We start from the raw sequence: 16,139 nt of genomic DNA on the forward strand, positions 1-16,139 counted from the left end.
TAGCAAATGTCGGGTAGGTGACATTGTTGTTACGCGTTTATTTGTTATGTTTAGTGCTTAGCTAAATATTTATTGAGGAATACACAATGCAAACACTTCAACAACAACTGGGAAAATATGGTTTATATCACCGCTCTAAGCGCAATGTGCTTACTCATTTTTTTGGTATCCCACTTATTGTATTTGCCGTTTTATGTTTACTTGCTCGCATTGAAATACCCCTTGGTGGCGTTGTTATTAATGCTGCCCAAATATTTGTTTTAGCTTCGGTAATTTATTACTTCATGTTAAGTCTATCGCTGGGTTTAATTATGGCTATATTGTTTACTGCATTGCTGTTTGCTGCTGAGCCTATAGCAGCTATGACATTTTGGCCTTGGTTAAGTATTGGCGTGGGCGTATTTGTGTTTGGTTGGGTGTTGCAATTTATTGGACATTATTATGAAGGCAAAAAGCCCGCGTTTGTTGATGATTTAATTGGCTTAATTATTGGCCCATTGTATGTAACTGTAGAATTACTATTTTTAATGGGCTTTTACAAACAGCTCGAAATTGAAGTGAACAATATTGCAGGGCCAACAAAGGCGTAAATTCACTTACTTAAATCAAAAGCTTCATTGAGCAAAGAGGTGCCTATGAATTTTAATAATAAAACAGTGTGGATCACAGGTGCATCGTCAGGCATTGGCAAGGAGCTTGCGGTTCAATTTGCAAAGCAAGGCGCACGCGTCATTTTATCTGCCCGCAATGTTGAAAAGCTCACCGAAGTAAAAGCAACGCTTGAAGGTGATGGGCATTTAATTATACCGCTTGATTTGTCAGCGCCTGAGGCTGTTTTGACTCAGGTTACTGATTTACTGCACACTTTACCTTCTATCGATATTTTAATTAATAACGGCGGTGTGTCGCAGCGCAGTTTATTTTTAGAAAACGACTTTAACGTATACCGCCAGCTTATGGAGGTTAACTATTTTGGTTTAATAGCACTGACAAAAGCGATATTACCTTCAATGGTTGCAAGAAAAAGCGGTTCAATCGTGGCTATTAGCAGTGTGGCAGGAAAAGTTGGCTCAAAGTTTAGAACGGGTTATTCAGGCTCAAAATATGCGGTAGTGGGCTTTATGGATTGCCTACGAGCAGAAGTAGCAGAGCACAATATTCATTGCTTAACGATTTGCCCAGGTTCGATTAAAACAGCGATTGCACATAACTCGTTAAACGAGCAGGGCGTCGCACAAAATAAACCCGAAGAATCAATTGAAAACGGCATGGCAGTATCCAGTGCGGCTGAAAAAATGATTAAAGCGATTGCTAACAAAAAAGACGAAGTTATTGTTGGGCAAGGATTAAGTGGTTGGGCACCAACGATAAAACGATTTTTTCCTAATTTATTTAATCGATTAACTGCTAAAACTAACTACAGATAATTGCACTTTTACTATTAATTAAGCTAAATAATAGGCGGTGGTTTTATTAATATTGAAAAGGTAGACTGTATTAAAATTAAATAAATAAGGTAAGGATACTCGTGAAATTTGCATGGCTAAGCCTTTTTTTTGGTGTGTTAATTTGGTCTGGTATTAACCCTAAAGATCAATTTACTTGGTTACTTGAAGTTATTCCCGCAATGATTGGTTTAGCACTTATAGCAAGCACGTACAAATACTTTAAATTAACCTCTTTATTGTACTTTTTTATTTTAGTGCATTGTATTGTGCTGATGGTGGGTGGTCATTATACCTACGCAGAAGTGCCTTTATTTGATAATTTATTTGGCAGCGAACGCAATAACTATGACAAAGTAGGGCACTTTTTTCAGGGATTTGTACCTGCTTTGCTTGCGCGCGAAATACTGCTACGAAAGCAAGTTGTGAATGGCCGAGGTTGGTTAACTTTATTTGTTATATCTGTCAGTTTGGCGTTTAGTGCGTTTTACGAATTAATAGAGTGGTGGGTGGCAGTACTGACCGGTGAAAACGCTGAGGCTTTTTTAGGTACGCAAGGGTATGTGTGGGATACACAGTCTGATATGGCATTAGCGTTATTTGGTGCTATTTGCTCGTTACTGCTGCTTTCAAAACTACACGATACACAGTTAAAGTATGTAAAAAACTATTAAATACTTCACTGGATAGTTAAAAATGACTCAACAACCTCACAACTACTCAATTAGTACAGACAAGTCTAAGCTTAACTTTAACGTTATTTATAACTTTATTGCTAATAGCTACTGGGCAAAAGGCATACCTAAAAGTGTGATGCAAAAAGCGATTGATAATTCAATGTGCTTTGGCGTGTATAGCCCTAACAACGAGCAAGTTGGTTTTGCACGGGTAGTTACCGACAACGCTACTTTTGCCTACTTGGCAGATGTATTTATTACCCCGCACCTTTTAATGTGCTTGTTATAAGACACTTTGATGCCACTCTGACTTACTTATTTTATATAGTACATGCTCACACTGTGGATGCGAAGCTTCAATATTTGGATGCATGAAATTTTGACCGCTGTTACACATACCAATTTTTTGCATGACTGCCATAGAACGTACATTGGCCACAGTAGTAAACGAGACAACCTCACTTAAATTTAATTTGTTAAAAGCATATTCGAGTGCTTTTTCAGCAGCTTCTGTTGCGTACCCTTTACCCCAATATTGTTTTGATAACCGCCACCCAATTTCTACGCATGGCGAAAACGGCATATTGTCTTTGGGGATATGCAAGCCGACAAACCCAATAAACCTATGTTGATTTGGAATTTCCAGCGCCCACAATCCCCAACCCCGACCTTCGATCAAGGCCTGAATCTTTTTTGCCATTTCATAACTTTCTGATTGCGTCTGAAGCTTTGGGAAAAACTCCATAACATCCTTGTCGCTGCACATTTCTGCGAAAGGAAGAAAGTCGTCTTCTGCCCACTGACGAAGCAGCAATCTTTCCGTTTTCAACATTTTTCAACTATGCCTTATAACACCCGCATAACGGGCAAAAATACGTAGGCTACAATACCAAGCGAAGCGCAGGGAGCCTACGTGTTTTTGTCCCTAGCGAGCGCAGCGAGTGTTAATGCGTTTGTTAGTTATTATGCTACCACGAAGATTGAATAAATGAACAACCACAGAATTTGAAAGCCATAACTAAGCCGCTGGTGAAGGCCAGGGACACTTTTAAGTTCGAGTGCTTTTGCTAATTTAAATGAAAAATAAAAGCAGCCCAAAATACAAAAGGCGGAAAGATACCGAAGTGGTAAAGGATAAAAACTAGAAAAAGTAACTATCAGTGGCGCAACGATGAATGAAAGGAGCATAATTAAACCTGACCACGTGTGTATCTTGCAACTTCGGGAAGGTGACTTTGTGTATGCGTCGGCATCCATCGGGAAGTAGCCGCAAATCCAAGTACATATACCATGAATGATTACCATAACGCCGATAACTTCGGTTGGTAGATGGGATTGGTGTGAAATAATTAAGTAATACCCAAAAAGAACGAACAGAGCACCTAAAGGGTAGTTGTTTATTGCAGGCGACAATTTTTGAATAGGGCTACCAAAAGCGCCGAGTTCACTACAGAACTGTTTTGAATGGCTGTAGTTTGGATAAAAGCGAGAGGCAATATAAATACCTAATACAATCCATATCGAAGCAACGATCCCCGTGTAGGCTAAAAGATTATTCAAACCTAAATCCTCCTTGAAAAACTAATAACTTTATCAGAGGACACTTTCCTCTTTTTATGAGCAATGTATGTCCTCTTATTTATTTTTAATATTAATAACAAATCCTGTAACACATTGCGAGTATTAAACTTTAAGTCGGGCTGTTAATTAACAACAGGCAGAAAAGGGGAAAGTGTCCTCACTTTCTGACTTAGGAGGAAAAACGCCATCGCTTTAGTAAATGCAGTAATTAAAGTTTTAAAATAAAAACCAAAAGCTTTTTTAAACCATTTTACCAGCTCTAAAAAATGGCAACGGTAATATAAGTAACTACTTTAAATACTATTGTTTGTGTAAGACTATTATAAAGGTAGGTTTTTTGCGGGAGGGAGCTGTAAAAAGGAGGTGATGAATAATTGCTAAACGCGCCTACCTGCTTTTGAAACGGGCAAACACGTTTAATACGAATTTACTTGGCTTTTTTAGCCTCAAGCGCTTCTATCTCACTCCAGATTTTTTCGGCTTCTTCGCTTAACATGGCGTAGCTTTTAATGTCGCCTTTACGCTGAGCTTGCATGCCTTGCTCTAATTTGGCGTCGTACTCTTTGCGTAACTTTTTTGTAGGGTCTGATTTGAATATCGAAAACATGGGACTCGCTTAATTTTATAAAAGTGATAGCACTACCATACGCTACAAATAGCTAAAAAGTTCTTTTTGCAGTAAGGCGCTTACCTTGGTAAATTAAAACAAGGTAAGCGAATTATTTACTATGCTGCGGTTACTTAACGGTTTTATAGCTCAGGCTCTAGGCGCTTAATACCTTGGCCATCTAAGCCTAAGTAAATGTAACCATCATTCCCTTGCGCTAAACTTCTTACGCGGCCAATGCCTTCTAATATTTTTTCTTGGCTTTTTAGCGTATCGTTTTCAAGCGTAAGTGCGCTTAAAAACGAAAACTTCATAGACGATAACAGCACTTTACCTTTTAATTTAGGGTATTTGTCGCTGGTGACGAATAGCATATCTGATGGTGCTATAGATGGCGTCCATTGTGATGTTGGCGATTGCATACCGTCTTTTGTTTGCAGGTCTGTAAACGAAGTGCCGCTATAATTTACGCCATAGCTAACTACTGGCCATCCGTAGTTTAATCCTGATTTTATTAAATTAAGTTCGTCGCCACCTCGGGGACCATGCTCATGTGCCCAAAGACGGTTATTTTCAGCGTCAAACCACATACCTTGCGGGTTTCGATGTCCGTATGACCAAACAGCGTGTTTAGCGTCGGTTTGTTTAACAAAGGGATTATCTGTTGGAATACGACCATCTAAATGAAGACGATAAATTTTGCCCCCATCACGGCTAAGATCTTGCGGGTTTAGGTCGCGCGAACCACGATCCCCGATCGAAAAATAAACATAACCTTGTTTATCAAACACAATGCGACTGCCGTAGTGCTGACCTTTTGTGCTGTTATGCTCACCTTTGTATAAAACGTGCGGCTCTAATAGCTGAGTATGATCATCACTTAATTTTGCGCGCATTAATGCAGTGTTACTACCATTGCCTTTGCCTTCAGCGCTTGAGTAAGTAAGGTAAAGCCATTGACTATTTTTATTATCGGTATGCAGTGCTAAATCAAGTAAGCCGCCTTGACCGTTAGCATCTATATCAGGTAGCCCCTTCACCTGAATAAGCGTTGAGGTGTTTTTACGTAATAAAAATAGTTTTCCACTTCGCTCTGTAATTAATAAATCACCATTTGATAGTGCTTCGATTGCCCAAGGAATACTTACACCTTCTGCAACGTCTACTGCTTTTACATTAAGCGGCAAACTCGGCAGCTTTTTAAAATCAACTGCATTTACTGACATTGTAGGCAGCGTCAATAAAGCGGCTGTTAGCACGGCACCCTTAAAAGAATGTGTATATTTTTTTGATTTTATATTGAGCATGTTATTTTCCAAAATTAATCAAATTAGGTTTACGTTAGCACGAGCTGTAAAAATTTGCTAAGCGTTGCGATAAGTGAAAATTCTTTAATTTTAGCTAGTTACATATATCACTCACACAGTATTAGAAATAGTTAGCTCACTCAGTAAAGTATTTTTTATATTTTATTTAGTTTTGAAATACGTTTATAAATTGAGTTTAGTTTGTTTTTTGTTCGTAGTTTTTAACAAAAATAATGGAATAAACACTCTATTAGGGTTGAAAACTTGAATTTTCAGCGTACACTTGTGCGCTGAAGTTTGAGCGTACACTTGTATGCTCAAATAGTTAGGGTTCTGATTTGTGCTAACACCCAGTTCGTGCAAACCATTGAGCAATAAACCAATATGGAGATTTTATTACAATGTTTACGCAGGCATTAAACCAATTTTCAACGTGGTTTTTACACCATCAAACGTTTGCAGGCTACATAGAGCCAATAATGCAAGTGTTTAAACCTGCTTGGCGTGCAGGGCAATTTAGAGCGCAACTAATGAGTTCAGAATCATTAAATGGTGAATTTTTGAGTTTGCAGCTAAAACCAAGCAAACAATGGCCCGCACATACCGCAGGGCAGCATGTTAGTTTGACCATTGAAATGAATGGACGATTATTAACGCGCGTTTTTACAGTTGCTTCAAGCGTTAAATATTTTAACGAAACGGGATTTATACGTTTGTTAATTAAAACTAGCGAACAAGGACGATTTACCGGTTTATTAAAGAACAAAGCAAAAGCGGGAACATGGTGCAACATATCTGCTGCAACGGGTGAGTTTGTATTTAAAAATACACATACTCCTGCCACATTAATAGCTGGTGGATCTGGTATAACGCCGATGCTAGCAATGCTTGACGATTATTTAGCGCAAACAACTAAAGCAATAAATTTAGTGTATTACGCAAAATCGGGCGAACATCAATGTGTTGATGAGTTGCGTGAATTAGCCACACAATTTAGTCATTTTTCATTTTTATTATTAACTCGTGAGCAGTCGAGCGACATTACTAGCAATATTCAACATTGGGAGAATCCAGATATATATTGCTGTGGGCCGCTAGGGTTTATGCAAACGGTACAAGCGTTTGCTCAAAAACATGATCTTAATTATTACCAAGAGGCATTTGGTTTAGCGTTACCCAAAGTAAACAATGAAGATCAGTTTACTGTAAATGTGAACAGCCAAGCTCATATAGTTGAAGGAAATGATGTACTTCTTAGCCAGTTTGAAGTTAAAAAATTACCGGTAAAGCGTGGCTGCGGAATTGGTATTTGTCATCAGTGCCAATGTATTAAAAAGTCGGGAATAGTACGTAATTTAAAAACAGGTGAAATGTCAGACAACGGTGAGCAATTAATCCAACTTTGTATAAGCCAACCGGTGAGTGATTTGGAGTTACAATTATGAAAAACATAAACTTTGATCAGCTTGCAAGCGATTTAGATACTATAAAAATGAATACGCTTGCTAAAGTAGGGCAAAAAGATGCTGACTACATTCGCTCTGTCGTTCGAAAGCAAAGACTATGTGAGTGGAGTGGGCGAATACTATTAATGCTTGGATTTATTCAGCCTTTACTTTGGGTTGCCGGTGTTTTGTTACTGGCTTTGGCTAAAATTCTCGATAACATGGAAATTGGCCACAATGTTATGCATGGTCAATACGATTGGATGAACGACAAACAGCTTAATTCTCAGCAATACGAATGGGACATAGCCTGCGATGGCCAAAGCTGGCATCGGGTTCACAATTTTGAGCACCACACATACACTAACATTATTGGAAAAGACCGTGATTTTGGCTACGGGTTGTTACGTTTGAGTGATGATTTTAAGTGGCGTTTTAAAAATGTGTGGCAGTTTTTTACTTACATAAATTTAAGTGTCTTGTTTCAGTGGGGTGTGTCATACCATGAGCTGGCAGCAGAGCGTGTTTTTATAGGTAAAAAGAAAGAAAATCGTGAAGGGGGTGTATCGCATGCTACTTTAAAGCAGCGTTTTTTTAGTAAAGGCGCTCGCCAGTTAATTAAAGATTATGTGATCTTCCCATTACTTGCAGGGCCACTGTTTTTATGGGTGTTAGCGGGTAATTTAGTAGCAAATTTGCTTCGTAATTTATGGACATCGACAATTATATTTTGTGGTCACTTTACCGAAGAAACCGAAACATTTAAAGAACAAGACTGCGTAAACGAAACCCAAGGCCAGTGGTATTATCGTCAAGTATTGGGCTCGTCTAATATTAAAGGGGCAAACTGGTTTCATATTTTAACGGGCCATTTGAGTTGCCAGATTGAGCACCACTTATTTCCTGATATGCCGTCGTCGCGATATCAAGAGCTAGCACCCCAGGTACAGGCAGTTATGCAAAAGCACGGTATTGATTATCACACTGGCGGATTTTTTAAACAATACGGCTCGGTGTTAAAGCGAATTATTAGATACTCATTTAAATAGTGATAGGGTGCATTAAGCGCCTTAAAAGCTAAAACATAAACCGGCATGTGTAAGCGCATATGCCGGTTTTTTGCAGTTGTGTTTAATAAACATACAGTACGTGTGGTTTTTTCTTATTGTTAATTAAAAATCCGTTACTTTAGCTATGGTTAATTGAGGCGTGATTGTCATACAATGGAGAAAAATAGACCACACAAGAGAGATTAAAATGGCCGCATTTGGTACTGTGTTTATGCCACAGATGATTCAAGCTCGTTTTTCAGATAATCAATGGGGCGAAACCTCAGTTGTTCCATGCGATAAGCTTGAGTTTCATGCTGGTGCACACGTTCTTCATTATTCAAGCACCTGTTTTGAGGGCTTAAAAGCATTTCGTCATGAAGATGGGTCTGTTTATATTTTTAGAATGGATGCAAACATAGCACGTATGCAGCAAAGCTCTGCACTTTTAAGCTTGCCAAGTTTTGATGGCGATATGCTTAAAACGATGATTATTGATATTGTGCGCCAATATGCCGATGAAACCCCATTACCGCCTGGCTCTATGTATATTCGCCCAACACATATAGGCACAGAAGCGGCAATTGGTAAGGCGGCAGCTCCTTCAATGAGCTCATTGTTGTACACTTTACTTTCGCCAGTAGGTGATTATTTTGCTGGTGGTGCTACGGCATTACGTGTGTTACTTGAAGAAGATGGTATGCGCTGTGCACCGCATATGGGCATGGTTAAAAGCGGCGGTAACTACGCCAGTGCTCTTGGCCCAATTAGCGCTGCACGTAAACAGTATCAAGCAGATCAAATATTATTTTGCCCAGGTGGTGATGTACAAGAAACCGGTGCTGCAAACTTTATTTTGATTGATGGCAACGAAATTATAACCAAAGCGCTCGACTCCACCTTTTTACACGGCGTAACGCGTAATAGTATTTTAACGATTGCTAAAGATTTAGGCATGACTGTAAGCGAACGTAATTTTACAGTGACTGAACTTTTAGAGCGTGCTGCAAAACCAGGCACAGAAGCTGCGCTTTCAGGTACTGCTGCGGTCTTAACGGCAGTGGGAACGTTTATTCATAACGATAAAGAATATAAAGTAGGCACTGGAGAGCCTGGGCCAACAACGGCACGTTTGCGCCAAGCATTGAACGACATTCAATGGGGTAAAAGCGAAGACAAGCATGGATGGTTAACTAAAGTGGTATAGCGTTAAATACCCACGTTACTCGCACCAAAAAGCCACCTAATTAAGGTGGCTTTTTGGTGCGAGTAACTTTATTAATTTATTAAAATTTTATTTTTCCGGTTAGTATATCTTTAAACATAACCCAGTCTCCCCACAAACTATAAAATGGGTGTTTAAACGTAGCTGGTCGGTTTTTTTCAAAAAAGAAATGCCCAACCCACGCAAAGCCATAGCCAATAACGGGTAGCAGCCACAATAGCGCATATTTTTTACTTAATAATGCGGTAATAATGACCATAAGTACTAATAGGCTTCCTATAAAATGCAAACGCCTGCAGGTTACGTTGCGATGCTCCTTTAAATAATAAGGGTAAAAAGCTTTAAAACTGTTGAAAGTGGGTTCTTGTTTTTCCATAAATCACGCTTTATTTTTATTGTATGTTTTTACTATTAAAGCGTAAGTTTACACTTGTTTACAGCGATAAATGGCACTTAACGCATCTTAATAGACATGAGCTTAAAAAACTCATAAGTTATTCCTACTACTTAATCAATAAAAAGAACACAAATTATGTTACTCAAACGTACTCTTGCATGTGCTGTATTATTGGCACTCAGTGGCTGTTCAGAGCCAACCAATACGTCAGATCAAAAAGAAGTAAAATCATCTATGAATCAAGTTAACTCAGTCGTGTATCCCGAAACCAAAAAAGGTGATGTAGTTGATACCTATTTTGGAGAAAACGTTGCAGATCCTTATCGTTGGTTAGAAGACGATATGAGTGCAGAGACTGCTGATTGGGTAAAAGCGCAAAATACGGCTACTTTTTCATACTTAGAACAAATCCCTTACAGAAACAAGCTAAAAGAGCGCCTTAAAAAGCTGATGAATTACGAAAAAATAGGTGCGCCATTTGAGGAGGGCGGCTACACCTACTTTTACAAAAACGATGGCTTACAAAATCAATATGTTTTATATCGCAGCAAAGGCGATGAAGCGCCAGAGGTATTTTTAGATCCTAATAAATTTAGCGACGACGGTACAACGTCTATGTCGGGTTTATCTTTTTCTAAAGATGGTAGTTTATTAGCGTATCAAGTTTCTGAAGGGGGCAGTGATTGGCGTGAAATTATTGTTATTGATACACACACTAAAGAGCAAGTAGAGCAAGCTTTAGTTGATGTGAAATTTAGTGGTATTGATTGGTTAGGTAACGAAGGGTTTTATTACTCAAGCTACGATAAACCAAAAGGCAGTGAACTATCGGCTAAAACAGATCAACATAAAGTGTATTATCATGCTTTGGGTACATCGCAGGATGACGATCGTGTTGTATTTGGCGACAGCGAGGCGCAAAAGCATCGTTACGTTGGCGCCGATCTGACACATGATGGCAAATACTTGCTAATTTCTGCCAGTGTTTCAACGTCTGGAAACAAACTGTTTATAAAAGACTTAAGTAAAGAAAATAGTGATTTTGTTACTGTTGTTGGTAACTCAGATTCAGATACTTCTGTAATTGATAACGACGGCGAAAAGCTTTACTTAGTTACAAATTTAAACGCACCCAATAAAAAAGTGGTCACGGTAAATGCAAATAACCCAGCGCCTGAAAATTGGGTCGACTTTATATCAGAAACCGATAACGTTCTTAGCCTAAGTAAAGGCGGAGATACTTTTTTTGCTAATTACATGGTTGATGCCATTTCGCATGTTAAACAATATAATAAGCAAGGTGAGTTAATACGTGAAATTAACTTACCCGGCGTAGGGAGTGCACGTGGTTTTCGTGGTAAAAAAGATCAATCAACGCTTTATTACTCGTTTACTAACTATAAAACTCCAGGGACTACTTTTTCGTTTGATGTAAGTTCAGGCGAGTCAAAGGTTTATCGTGAATCGGCAATCGATTTCAACAGTATTGATTACACCTCTGAGCAAGTTTTTTATACCTCTAAAGACGGTACAAAAGTGCCGATGATCATTACTTATAAAACGGGTATAAAATTAGACGGTTCAAACCCAACCATCTTATACGGTTACGGTGGTTTTAACGCAAGTTTAACACCAAGTTTTAGCCCTATTAATGCGCTTTGGCTTGAGCAAGGTGGGGTGTATGCCGTTGCTAATATTCGTGGTGGTGGTGAATACGGTAAAGACTGGCATAACGCTGGTACAAAAATGCAAAAACAAAACGTGTTTGACGACTTTATTGCCGCGGCAGAGTACTTAAAAGATAAAAAGTACACTTCTAAAAAGCGTTTAGCACTGCGCGGTGGTTCAAATGGTGGTTTATTAGTCGGTGCGGTTATGACACAGCGCCCTGACTTATTTCAAGTTGCATTACCGGCCGTAGGTGTACTTGATATGCTTCGTTACCATACATTTACAGCGGGCGCTGGTTGGGCATACGATTACGGTACTAGTGAGCAAAGTAAAGAAATGTTTGAATATATTAAAGCTTACTCGCCACTTCACAATGTTAAAGCAGGCGTTGAATATCCAGCCACTATGGTAACAACCGGTGATCATGATGATCGTGTGGTGCCATCACACTCATTTAAATTTGCCGCTGAATTACAAGCTAAGCAGGCTGGTGACAACCCTACGCTGATCCGCATTGAAACTAATGCAGGCCATGGTGCAGGTACACCAACCAGCAAGGTTATAGATTTATACGCAGATATGTTTGGCTTTACGTTATACAACATGGGGGTTAAAGAGTTATAAAACGCGCATACGTTTAAAAATAAATAAGCCGAGTAAATTTACTCGGCTTATTTTTTATGTCTGACTCTCCAAAAACCTAATGCTTGACTACTGCGCTGGCAAAAATAATCGCTGATAGGTTTTATATGCGTATTCATCACTCATGCCACTTAAGTAGTCACAAATAATGCGCATACCTTGGTTGTGCTTTTGCGCTTCAATATACTGTGCTTGCGTGGTTTCGGGTAATAAACGAAGCGGATCGCTTGCAAACGCGGTAAACAATTCAATGAGTAAGTTTTGCCCTTTAAACTCAATTTGTTGCATTTCAGGGTCGCGAATTAAGCGTTGAAATACAAAGTGCTTGAGTATTTGTAGCACGTTTTCATACTCTGGGTGGAGCTTGGCAGTGTATTTTAAAATAGGGCATTCAAATGCCTCGTGTTGTATGTCTAAATGAATATGAATGATGAAGGTGTTCACCAGCTCACCTATGGCGTCTTTTCGTTCAAAATCATTTTTTGAAAAAAGTCGAGATGTTAACGTTTCAAGCAAGGTATTCAGCCAGTCAAAATTAAGCGCTTGCAAGTGAGGTAATGCATGTGTTTGCCAGTCATCTAATGTTAAAACATGAGTTGCAATGGCGTCTTCTAAATCGTGCACGGCGTAAGCTATATCGTCGGCATGTTCCATTATGGCGCTGTCGAGTGATTTATATAGCGTTTTGGCACGGTGCTTATCTATTGTTGCGTGGGTGTTTAATAGTGTTTTGTCGTTTTGGCTTAATGGTTCAACAATCCAGTTAAATATGTGTGCGTCGTCTTGGTATAACCCTTTTGCTGGGCGCCAATCATCGGCTTTAATAAACGCACTTGTGTTATGAGTGTCGGGTATGGTGTGCCACAACTCGTTTATAAACGCTGGGTATTTAATAAACCCCAGTAATGTTCGGCGTGTAAGGTTCATACCATAGCCATTACTGTATGGCTCTAGCTTGGCAACGATGCGTAAGGTTTGTGCATTTCCCTCAAAGCCACCATGGTTTCGCATCATATAATTGAGGGCAATTTCACCCCCATGGCCAAAGGGTGGGTGGCCAATATCGTGAGCTAGGCAAAGTGTTTCGAGTAAACCGGTTGATGGGAAATGGCTAAAATCACTGTGCTGTGCTTTTAAATGCCTTAAAATACCTGTGCCAATTTGTGACACCTCTAACGAATGGGTAAGGCGGGTACGATAAAAATCGTTTAGGCCAATCCCCATAATTTGTGTTTTAGCTTGTAAGCGCCTAAACGCAGCGGCATGAATGATTCTTGAGCGGTCAACCTGCCAAGGTGAACGGTTGTCGTTAGGTCTGTGTTTATATTGCTCTATTATTCTACTTTGCCAAACTTTGTCCATACTGCTAAACCACTATTTAACCTGTTTAGTGCTTAGTATACCCATGCACTTATAAATTGCGAATGAACATATTTTTGTAATTCGCGTTTATATAGTGGCTTAGGTATAATGAAGGTTCGTATGTGTGTGTAGTTACCATACATAAATAGTTGTTTGAATGAGACAATACATGCTTAAGATTATCTTTCAGTTTTTGTTAGCCATCCTTTTTATATGGGCGCTTGCGTATCCGTTTGTACAAAGTGATGAAACCGATAGCGTAGATCAAATCACCAGTGAACAAGCTAAAAAAGTGAAGAAAAAAGAAAAGCCGTTACACAATGTCACGTTGCCTAAATTTTCTGAATTTACCGATGTAAAAGAGAAAAAACGTGCATTTTTTGATTTTATTCGCCCTCATGTTGAGGCTGAAAATAAAAAAATATTACAACAACGTGCCAAGCTAGAAATAGCCCGTATGATGCTTGAAAACAACCTATCGCTTGAAGAGAAACAAAACAAAGATATTGTAAAAATCCTTAAACAATATGGCTTACCTGAAACGGTTAACACACTTGTGCTAACTCAGGCTTTGCGCCGTGTTGATATTATTCCTAAAGAAATGGCATTAATGCAAGCTGCAAATGAGTCAGCTTGGGGGACCTCTCGGTTTGCGCGAATTGGTCTGAATTTTTTCGGTCAGTGGTGTTACTCAAAAGGTTGCGGCATGGTGCCAAAGCGTCGTAACACTGGCGCAGCACACGAAGTCGCTGCATTTCAATCGGTGCGTGCTGCAGTAAGCTCTTATTTCAGAAATATAAATACCCACGGCGCTTACAAAGAGTTACGAGGCATACGTGAAAACCTGCGCCGTGAACAAAAACCAGTATTAGCAACCAAGTTAACCCATGGTTTAATGTCTTACTCTGAGCGAGGTGAGGCATATATAGAAGAATTAAATACGATGATCAGACAAAACAGAGCTTACTTTGATGAATAAATACATGACAGGTTGTTTTTACGCGAGTTTACTTTTTTTGTTGGGCTCTAGTGCATTTAGCGCCAATGCCAGAGAGTTTGTAATGTCGTACGATGGTTTTTATGACCGTTTAAAAGTAGTTAATAAAGGGGATTTTCAATATGCTCGCGTTAACTTTTATATAAGCGATATTGCAACTAACGAGGCATGTGCAATAAAAAACGGAACCATTTTAACAGAAAATAACGAGTACCCACTTAACTTTACGGACAGTGCGCAGCTGTTGCTACCTTTTGATAAACAACTTGATTCAGATAAAGCCGTTATTGTGATAGAGCCACAAAACCCTGAACATGATTGTCAGTTAAAGCTACAAATAGAAGCTAACGAGTTTGACGATTTAGCCTTTTCAAAACATGCGTTATATACCATTAATGATGAGTTGGATGAATTGCTAACTGATTTGTCTGGTTTTTTTGTTAGTAAATTAATGTGGTTTTTATTACCTGAACAAAAGGGCGTGGCTGTTACCTTTAAAAATCCAATAAACATTAATGATGAAAACGTGACGTGTGAGGAATCGATTTGTTACTTTGATGTTGACGATAATTGGGAAGAGGATGAGCAGTCGTTTGGTGATATTAGTAATGTACTAAAAGTAACCCCATGGATTGCAAAGTAACAGTAAACGTTGCAATGAACTATTAAAAAAAGCGGCATTAGCCGCTTTTTTAAATTTTAAGAGGAGCAGAGGAGTCGCGCTGCATTAGCGTAGGCTCAAAAAAACGGTTTATTTCGATATTTTTGGTTTGGTATACATCTTTTAGAACAAGCTTTGCAGCCATTTCACCCATTTTAGCAACCGGGTTATCGATTGTTGTTAGTGTAGGGTAGAGGTAGTTTGCAAATATTACATTATCAAAACCAACAATTGATAAATCGTTAGGCAAATGGTAGCCGTGTTCACGGGCATATTTCATCGCACCCGACGCCATCTCATCGTTGGCACATACTAAGGCGGTAAAGCTTAGGTTTTTATTCATCAGATGCTCAAGCGCTGAACTTCCCCCGGTTTCGTTAAAATCACCTTCAAAATAGAGCGATGGGTCAAAGGTTATATTAGCTTCTTCAAGGGCTTGTTTATGACCTGCCAAACGATTTGCAGCATCGGCTTTAAACTGAGGACCTGCAATATAAGCAATTTTGGTATGGCCTTGTTCTAGTACTGATTTAGTTGCTAAATATCCGCCTAACTTGTTATCTAAGCTAATGCAGTTGTCTTTGAGTTCTTGCACGTAGCGGCTCATTAAATAAACCGGAGTTGTGCCTTTACTGAGCGATATTAAGTAGTCATCAGTCACTGCTTCAACATGTAAAATTATGGCGTCGCAGCGCCTGCTAATTAAAAAGTCGATGCCTTCTTTTTCTTTGTCTTCTTCACTGTGGCCGGTTGTGATAATAACGTGTTTACCTGCAGCTCTTAGCTCAGACTCAATCCCCGCCATCATTTGAGCGAAGAAAGGACCATGTAATTCAGATACTAAAATACCCACACTGTTAGTACAATTTGATGCTAAGGATTGGGCTATTGAATTAGGTTTGTAACCCAATGTTTGCATTGCATCGAGTACTTTTTTAGTTGTTTTATCGCTTACTTTTGTATTTTTGTTCATTACCCGAGAAACGGTAGCTAACGATACACCTGCAAGCTCTGATACTTGATAAATTGTTGCCATGTTACTTATTGACTCGCTTTCACCCTTAACTTATTCA

The 16,139-nt window shown here is 39.1% G+C and carries 16 protein-coding genes and 1 pseudogene; 10 read left to right on the forward strand and 7 right to left on the reverse strand.

Translation table 11 applies throughout. The annotated features are described in order from the left end of the window. The first annotated feature begins 86 nt into the window (after window positions 1–86). From ATS76_RS08500 to ATS76_RS08515, 4 genes and pseudogenes are all read left to right on the forward strand, one after another. Window positions 87–590, forward strand: coding sequence for an Mpo1 family 2-hydroxy fatty acid dioxygenase (locus tag ATS76_RS08500; RefSeq protein WP_010557363.1), 504 nt, complete (start codon window positions 87–89; stop codon window positions 588–590). A 45-nt stretch (window positions 591–635) separates the two neighbouring features. Next, entirely contained in the window at window positions 636–1,427 is a 792-nt protein-coding gene (locus ATS76_RS08505; RefSeq protein WP_058551785.1) for an SDR family oxidoreductase, read from the forward strand. A 101-nt stretch (window positions 1,428–1,528) separates the two neighbouring features. Next, window positions 1,529–2,119, forward strand: a complete 591-nt coding sequence (locus ATS76_RS08510) for a DUF2238 domain-containing protein (protein ID WP_058429053.1) — start codon at window positions 1,529–1,531, stop codon at window positions 2,117–2,119. 22 nt (window positions 2,120–2,141) lie between these two features. Then, window positions 2,142–2,393: pseudogene (locus tag ATS76_RS08515) on the forward strand (GNAT family N-acetyltransferase); the annotation flags it as partial. A 12-nt stretch (window positions 2,394–2,405) separates the two neighbouring features. Here the strand turns inward: ATS76_RS08515 and ATS76_RS08520 are convergent. The 4 genes from ATS76_RS08520 to ATS76_RS08530 all read right to left on the reverse strand — a co-directional run bounded on the left by ATS76_RS08520 (window position 2,406) and on the right by ATS76_RS08530 (window position 5,617). Further along, window positions 2,406–2,954, reverse strand: coding sequence for a GNAT family N-acetyltransferase (locus tag ATS76_RS08520; protein ID WP_058551786.1), 549 nt, complete (start codon window positions 2,952–2,954; stop codon window positions 2,406–2,408). 131 nt (window positions 2,955–3,085) lie between these two features. Beyond that, window positions 3,086–3,682: a DUF998 domain-containing protein gene (locus ATS76_RS19015; RefSeq protein ID WP_082664334.1), complete on the reverse strand. Its 597-nt coding sequence runs from the start codon at window positions 3,680–3,682 to the stop codon at window positions 3,086–3,088. Window positions 3,683–4,130: 448 nt separating this feature from the next. Then, on the reverse strand, window positions 4,131–4,310 hold the full coding sequence (locus ATS76_RS08525) for a DUF6435 family protein (RefSeq protein WP_010557371.1): 180 nt from the start codon (window positions 4,308–4,310) through the stop codon (window positions 4,131–4,133). 143 nt (window positions 4,311–4,453) lie between these two features. Further along, the gene (locus ATS76_RS08530) at window positions 4,454–5,617 is read right to left on the reverse strand and encodes a PQQ-dependent sugar dehydrogenase (protein ID WP_058551787.1); all 1,164 of its coding nucleotides are present in this window, start codon (window positions 5,615–5,617) and stop codon (window positions 4,454–4,456) included. Window positions 5,618–6,018: 401 nt separating this feature from the next. Between ATS76_RS08530 and ATS76_RS08535 the strand changes: the two genes are divergently transcribed. The 3 genes from ATS76_RS08535 (at window position 6,019) to ATS76_RS08545 (ending at window position 9,318) form a co-directional block, all read left to right on the forward strand. Continuing rightward, the gene (locus ATS76_RS08535) at window positions 6,019–7,062 is read left to right on the forward strand and encodes a ferredoxin reductase (RefSeq protein ID WP_058551788.1); all 1,044 of its coding nucleotides are present in this window, start codon (window positions 6,019–6,021) and stop codon (window positions 7,060–7,062) included. Further along, complete coding sequence (locus tag ATS76_RS08540; protein WP_058551789.1) at window positions 7,059–8,111, forward strand: fatty acid desaturase family protein; 1,053 nt, start codon at window positions 7,059–7,061, stop codon at window positions 8,109–8,111. Before ATS76_RS08535 ends, ATS76_RS08540 begins: the two co-directional genes overlap by 4 nt. A 202-nt stretch (window positions 8,112–8,313) precedes the next feature. Beyond that, window positions 8,314–9,318: a branched-chain amino acid aminotransferase gene (locus ATS76_RS08545; RefSeq protein WP_268795530.1), complete on the forward strand. Its 1,005-nt coding sequence runs from the start codon at window positions 8,314–8,316 to the stop codon at window positions 9,316–9,318. A 79-nt stretch (window positions 9,319–9,397) separates the two neighbouring features. On the opposite strand, the gene ATS76_RS08550 is transcribed toward ATS76_RS08545, so the two are convergent. After that, complete coding sequence (locus ATS76_RS08550; protein WP_058551790.1) at window positions 9,398–9,712, reverse strand: DUF962 domain-containing protein; 315 nt, start codon at window positions 9,710–9,712, stop codon at window positions 9,398–9,400. Window positions 9,713–9,868: 156 nt separating this feature from the next. On the opposite strand from ATS76_RS08550, the gene ATS76_RS08555 reads away from it, so the two are divergent. After that, complete coding sequence (locus ATS76_RS08555) at window positions 9,869–12,028, forward strand: prolyl oligopeptidase family serine peptidase (protein WP_058551791.1); 2,160 nt, start codon at window positions 9,869–9,871, stop codon at window positions 12,026–12,028. A gap of 87 nt (window positions 12,029–12,115) precedes the next feature. Here ATS76_RS08555 and ATS76_RS08560 read toward each other — a convergent pair whose 3' ends face one another. Next, the gene (locus ATS76_RS08560) at window positions 12,116–13,408 is read right to left on the reverse strand and encodes an anti-phage deoxyguanosine triphosphatase (protein ID WP_058551792.1); all 1,293 of its coding nucleotides are present in this window, start codon (window positions 13,406–13,408) and stop codon (window positions 12,116–12,118) included. Window positions 13,409–13,577: 169 nt separating this feature from the next. On the opposite strand from ATS76_RS08560, the gene ATS76_RS08565 reads away from it, so the two are divergent. After that, the gene (locus ATS76_RS08565; RefSeq protein WP_058551793.1) at window positions 13,578–14,387 is read left to right on the forward strand and encodes a glucosaminidase domain-containing protein; all 810 of its coding nucleotides are present in this window, start codon (window positions 13,578–13,580) and stop codon (window positions 14,385–14,387) included. Then, complete coding sequence (locus tag ATS76_RS08570; RefSeq protein ID WP_058551794.1) at window positions 14,380–15,048, forward strand: DUF2987 domain-containing protein; 669 nt, start codon at window positions 14,380–14,382, stop codon at window positions 15,046–15,048. Before ATS76_RS08565 ends, ATS76_RS08570 begins: the two co-directional genes overlap by 8 nt. 49 nt (window positions 15,049–15,097) lie before the next feature. Here ATS76_RS08570 and ATS76_RS08575 read toward each other — a convergent pair whose 3' ends face one another. Continuing rightward, complete coding sequence (locus ATS76_RS08575; RefSeq protein ID WP_058551795.1) at window positions 15,098–16,102, reverse strand: LacI family DNA-binding transcriptional regulator; 1,005 nt, start codon at window positions 16,100–16,102, stop codon at window positions 15,098–15,100. Between the last annotated feature and the right edge of the window lie 37 nt (window positions 16,103–16,139).

It is taken from the genome of Pseudoalteromonas sp. 10-33 (genome assembly GCF_001469195.1).
Taxonomy (GTDB): domain Bacteria; phylum Pseudomonadota; class Gammaproteobacteria; order Enterobacterales; family Alteromonadaceae; genus Pseudoalteromonas.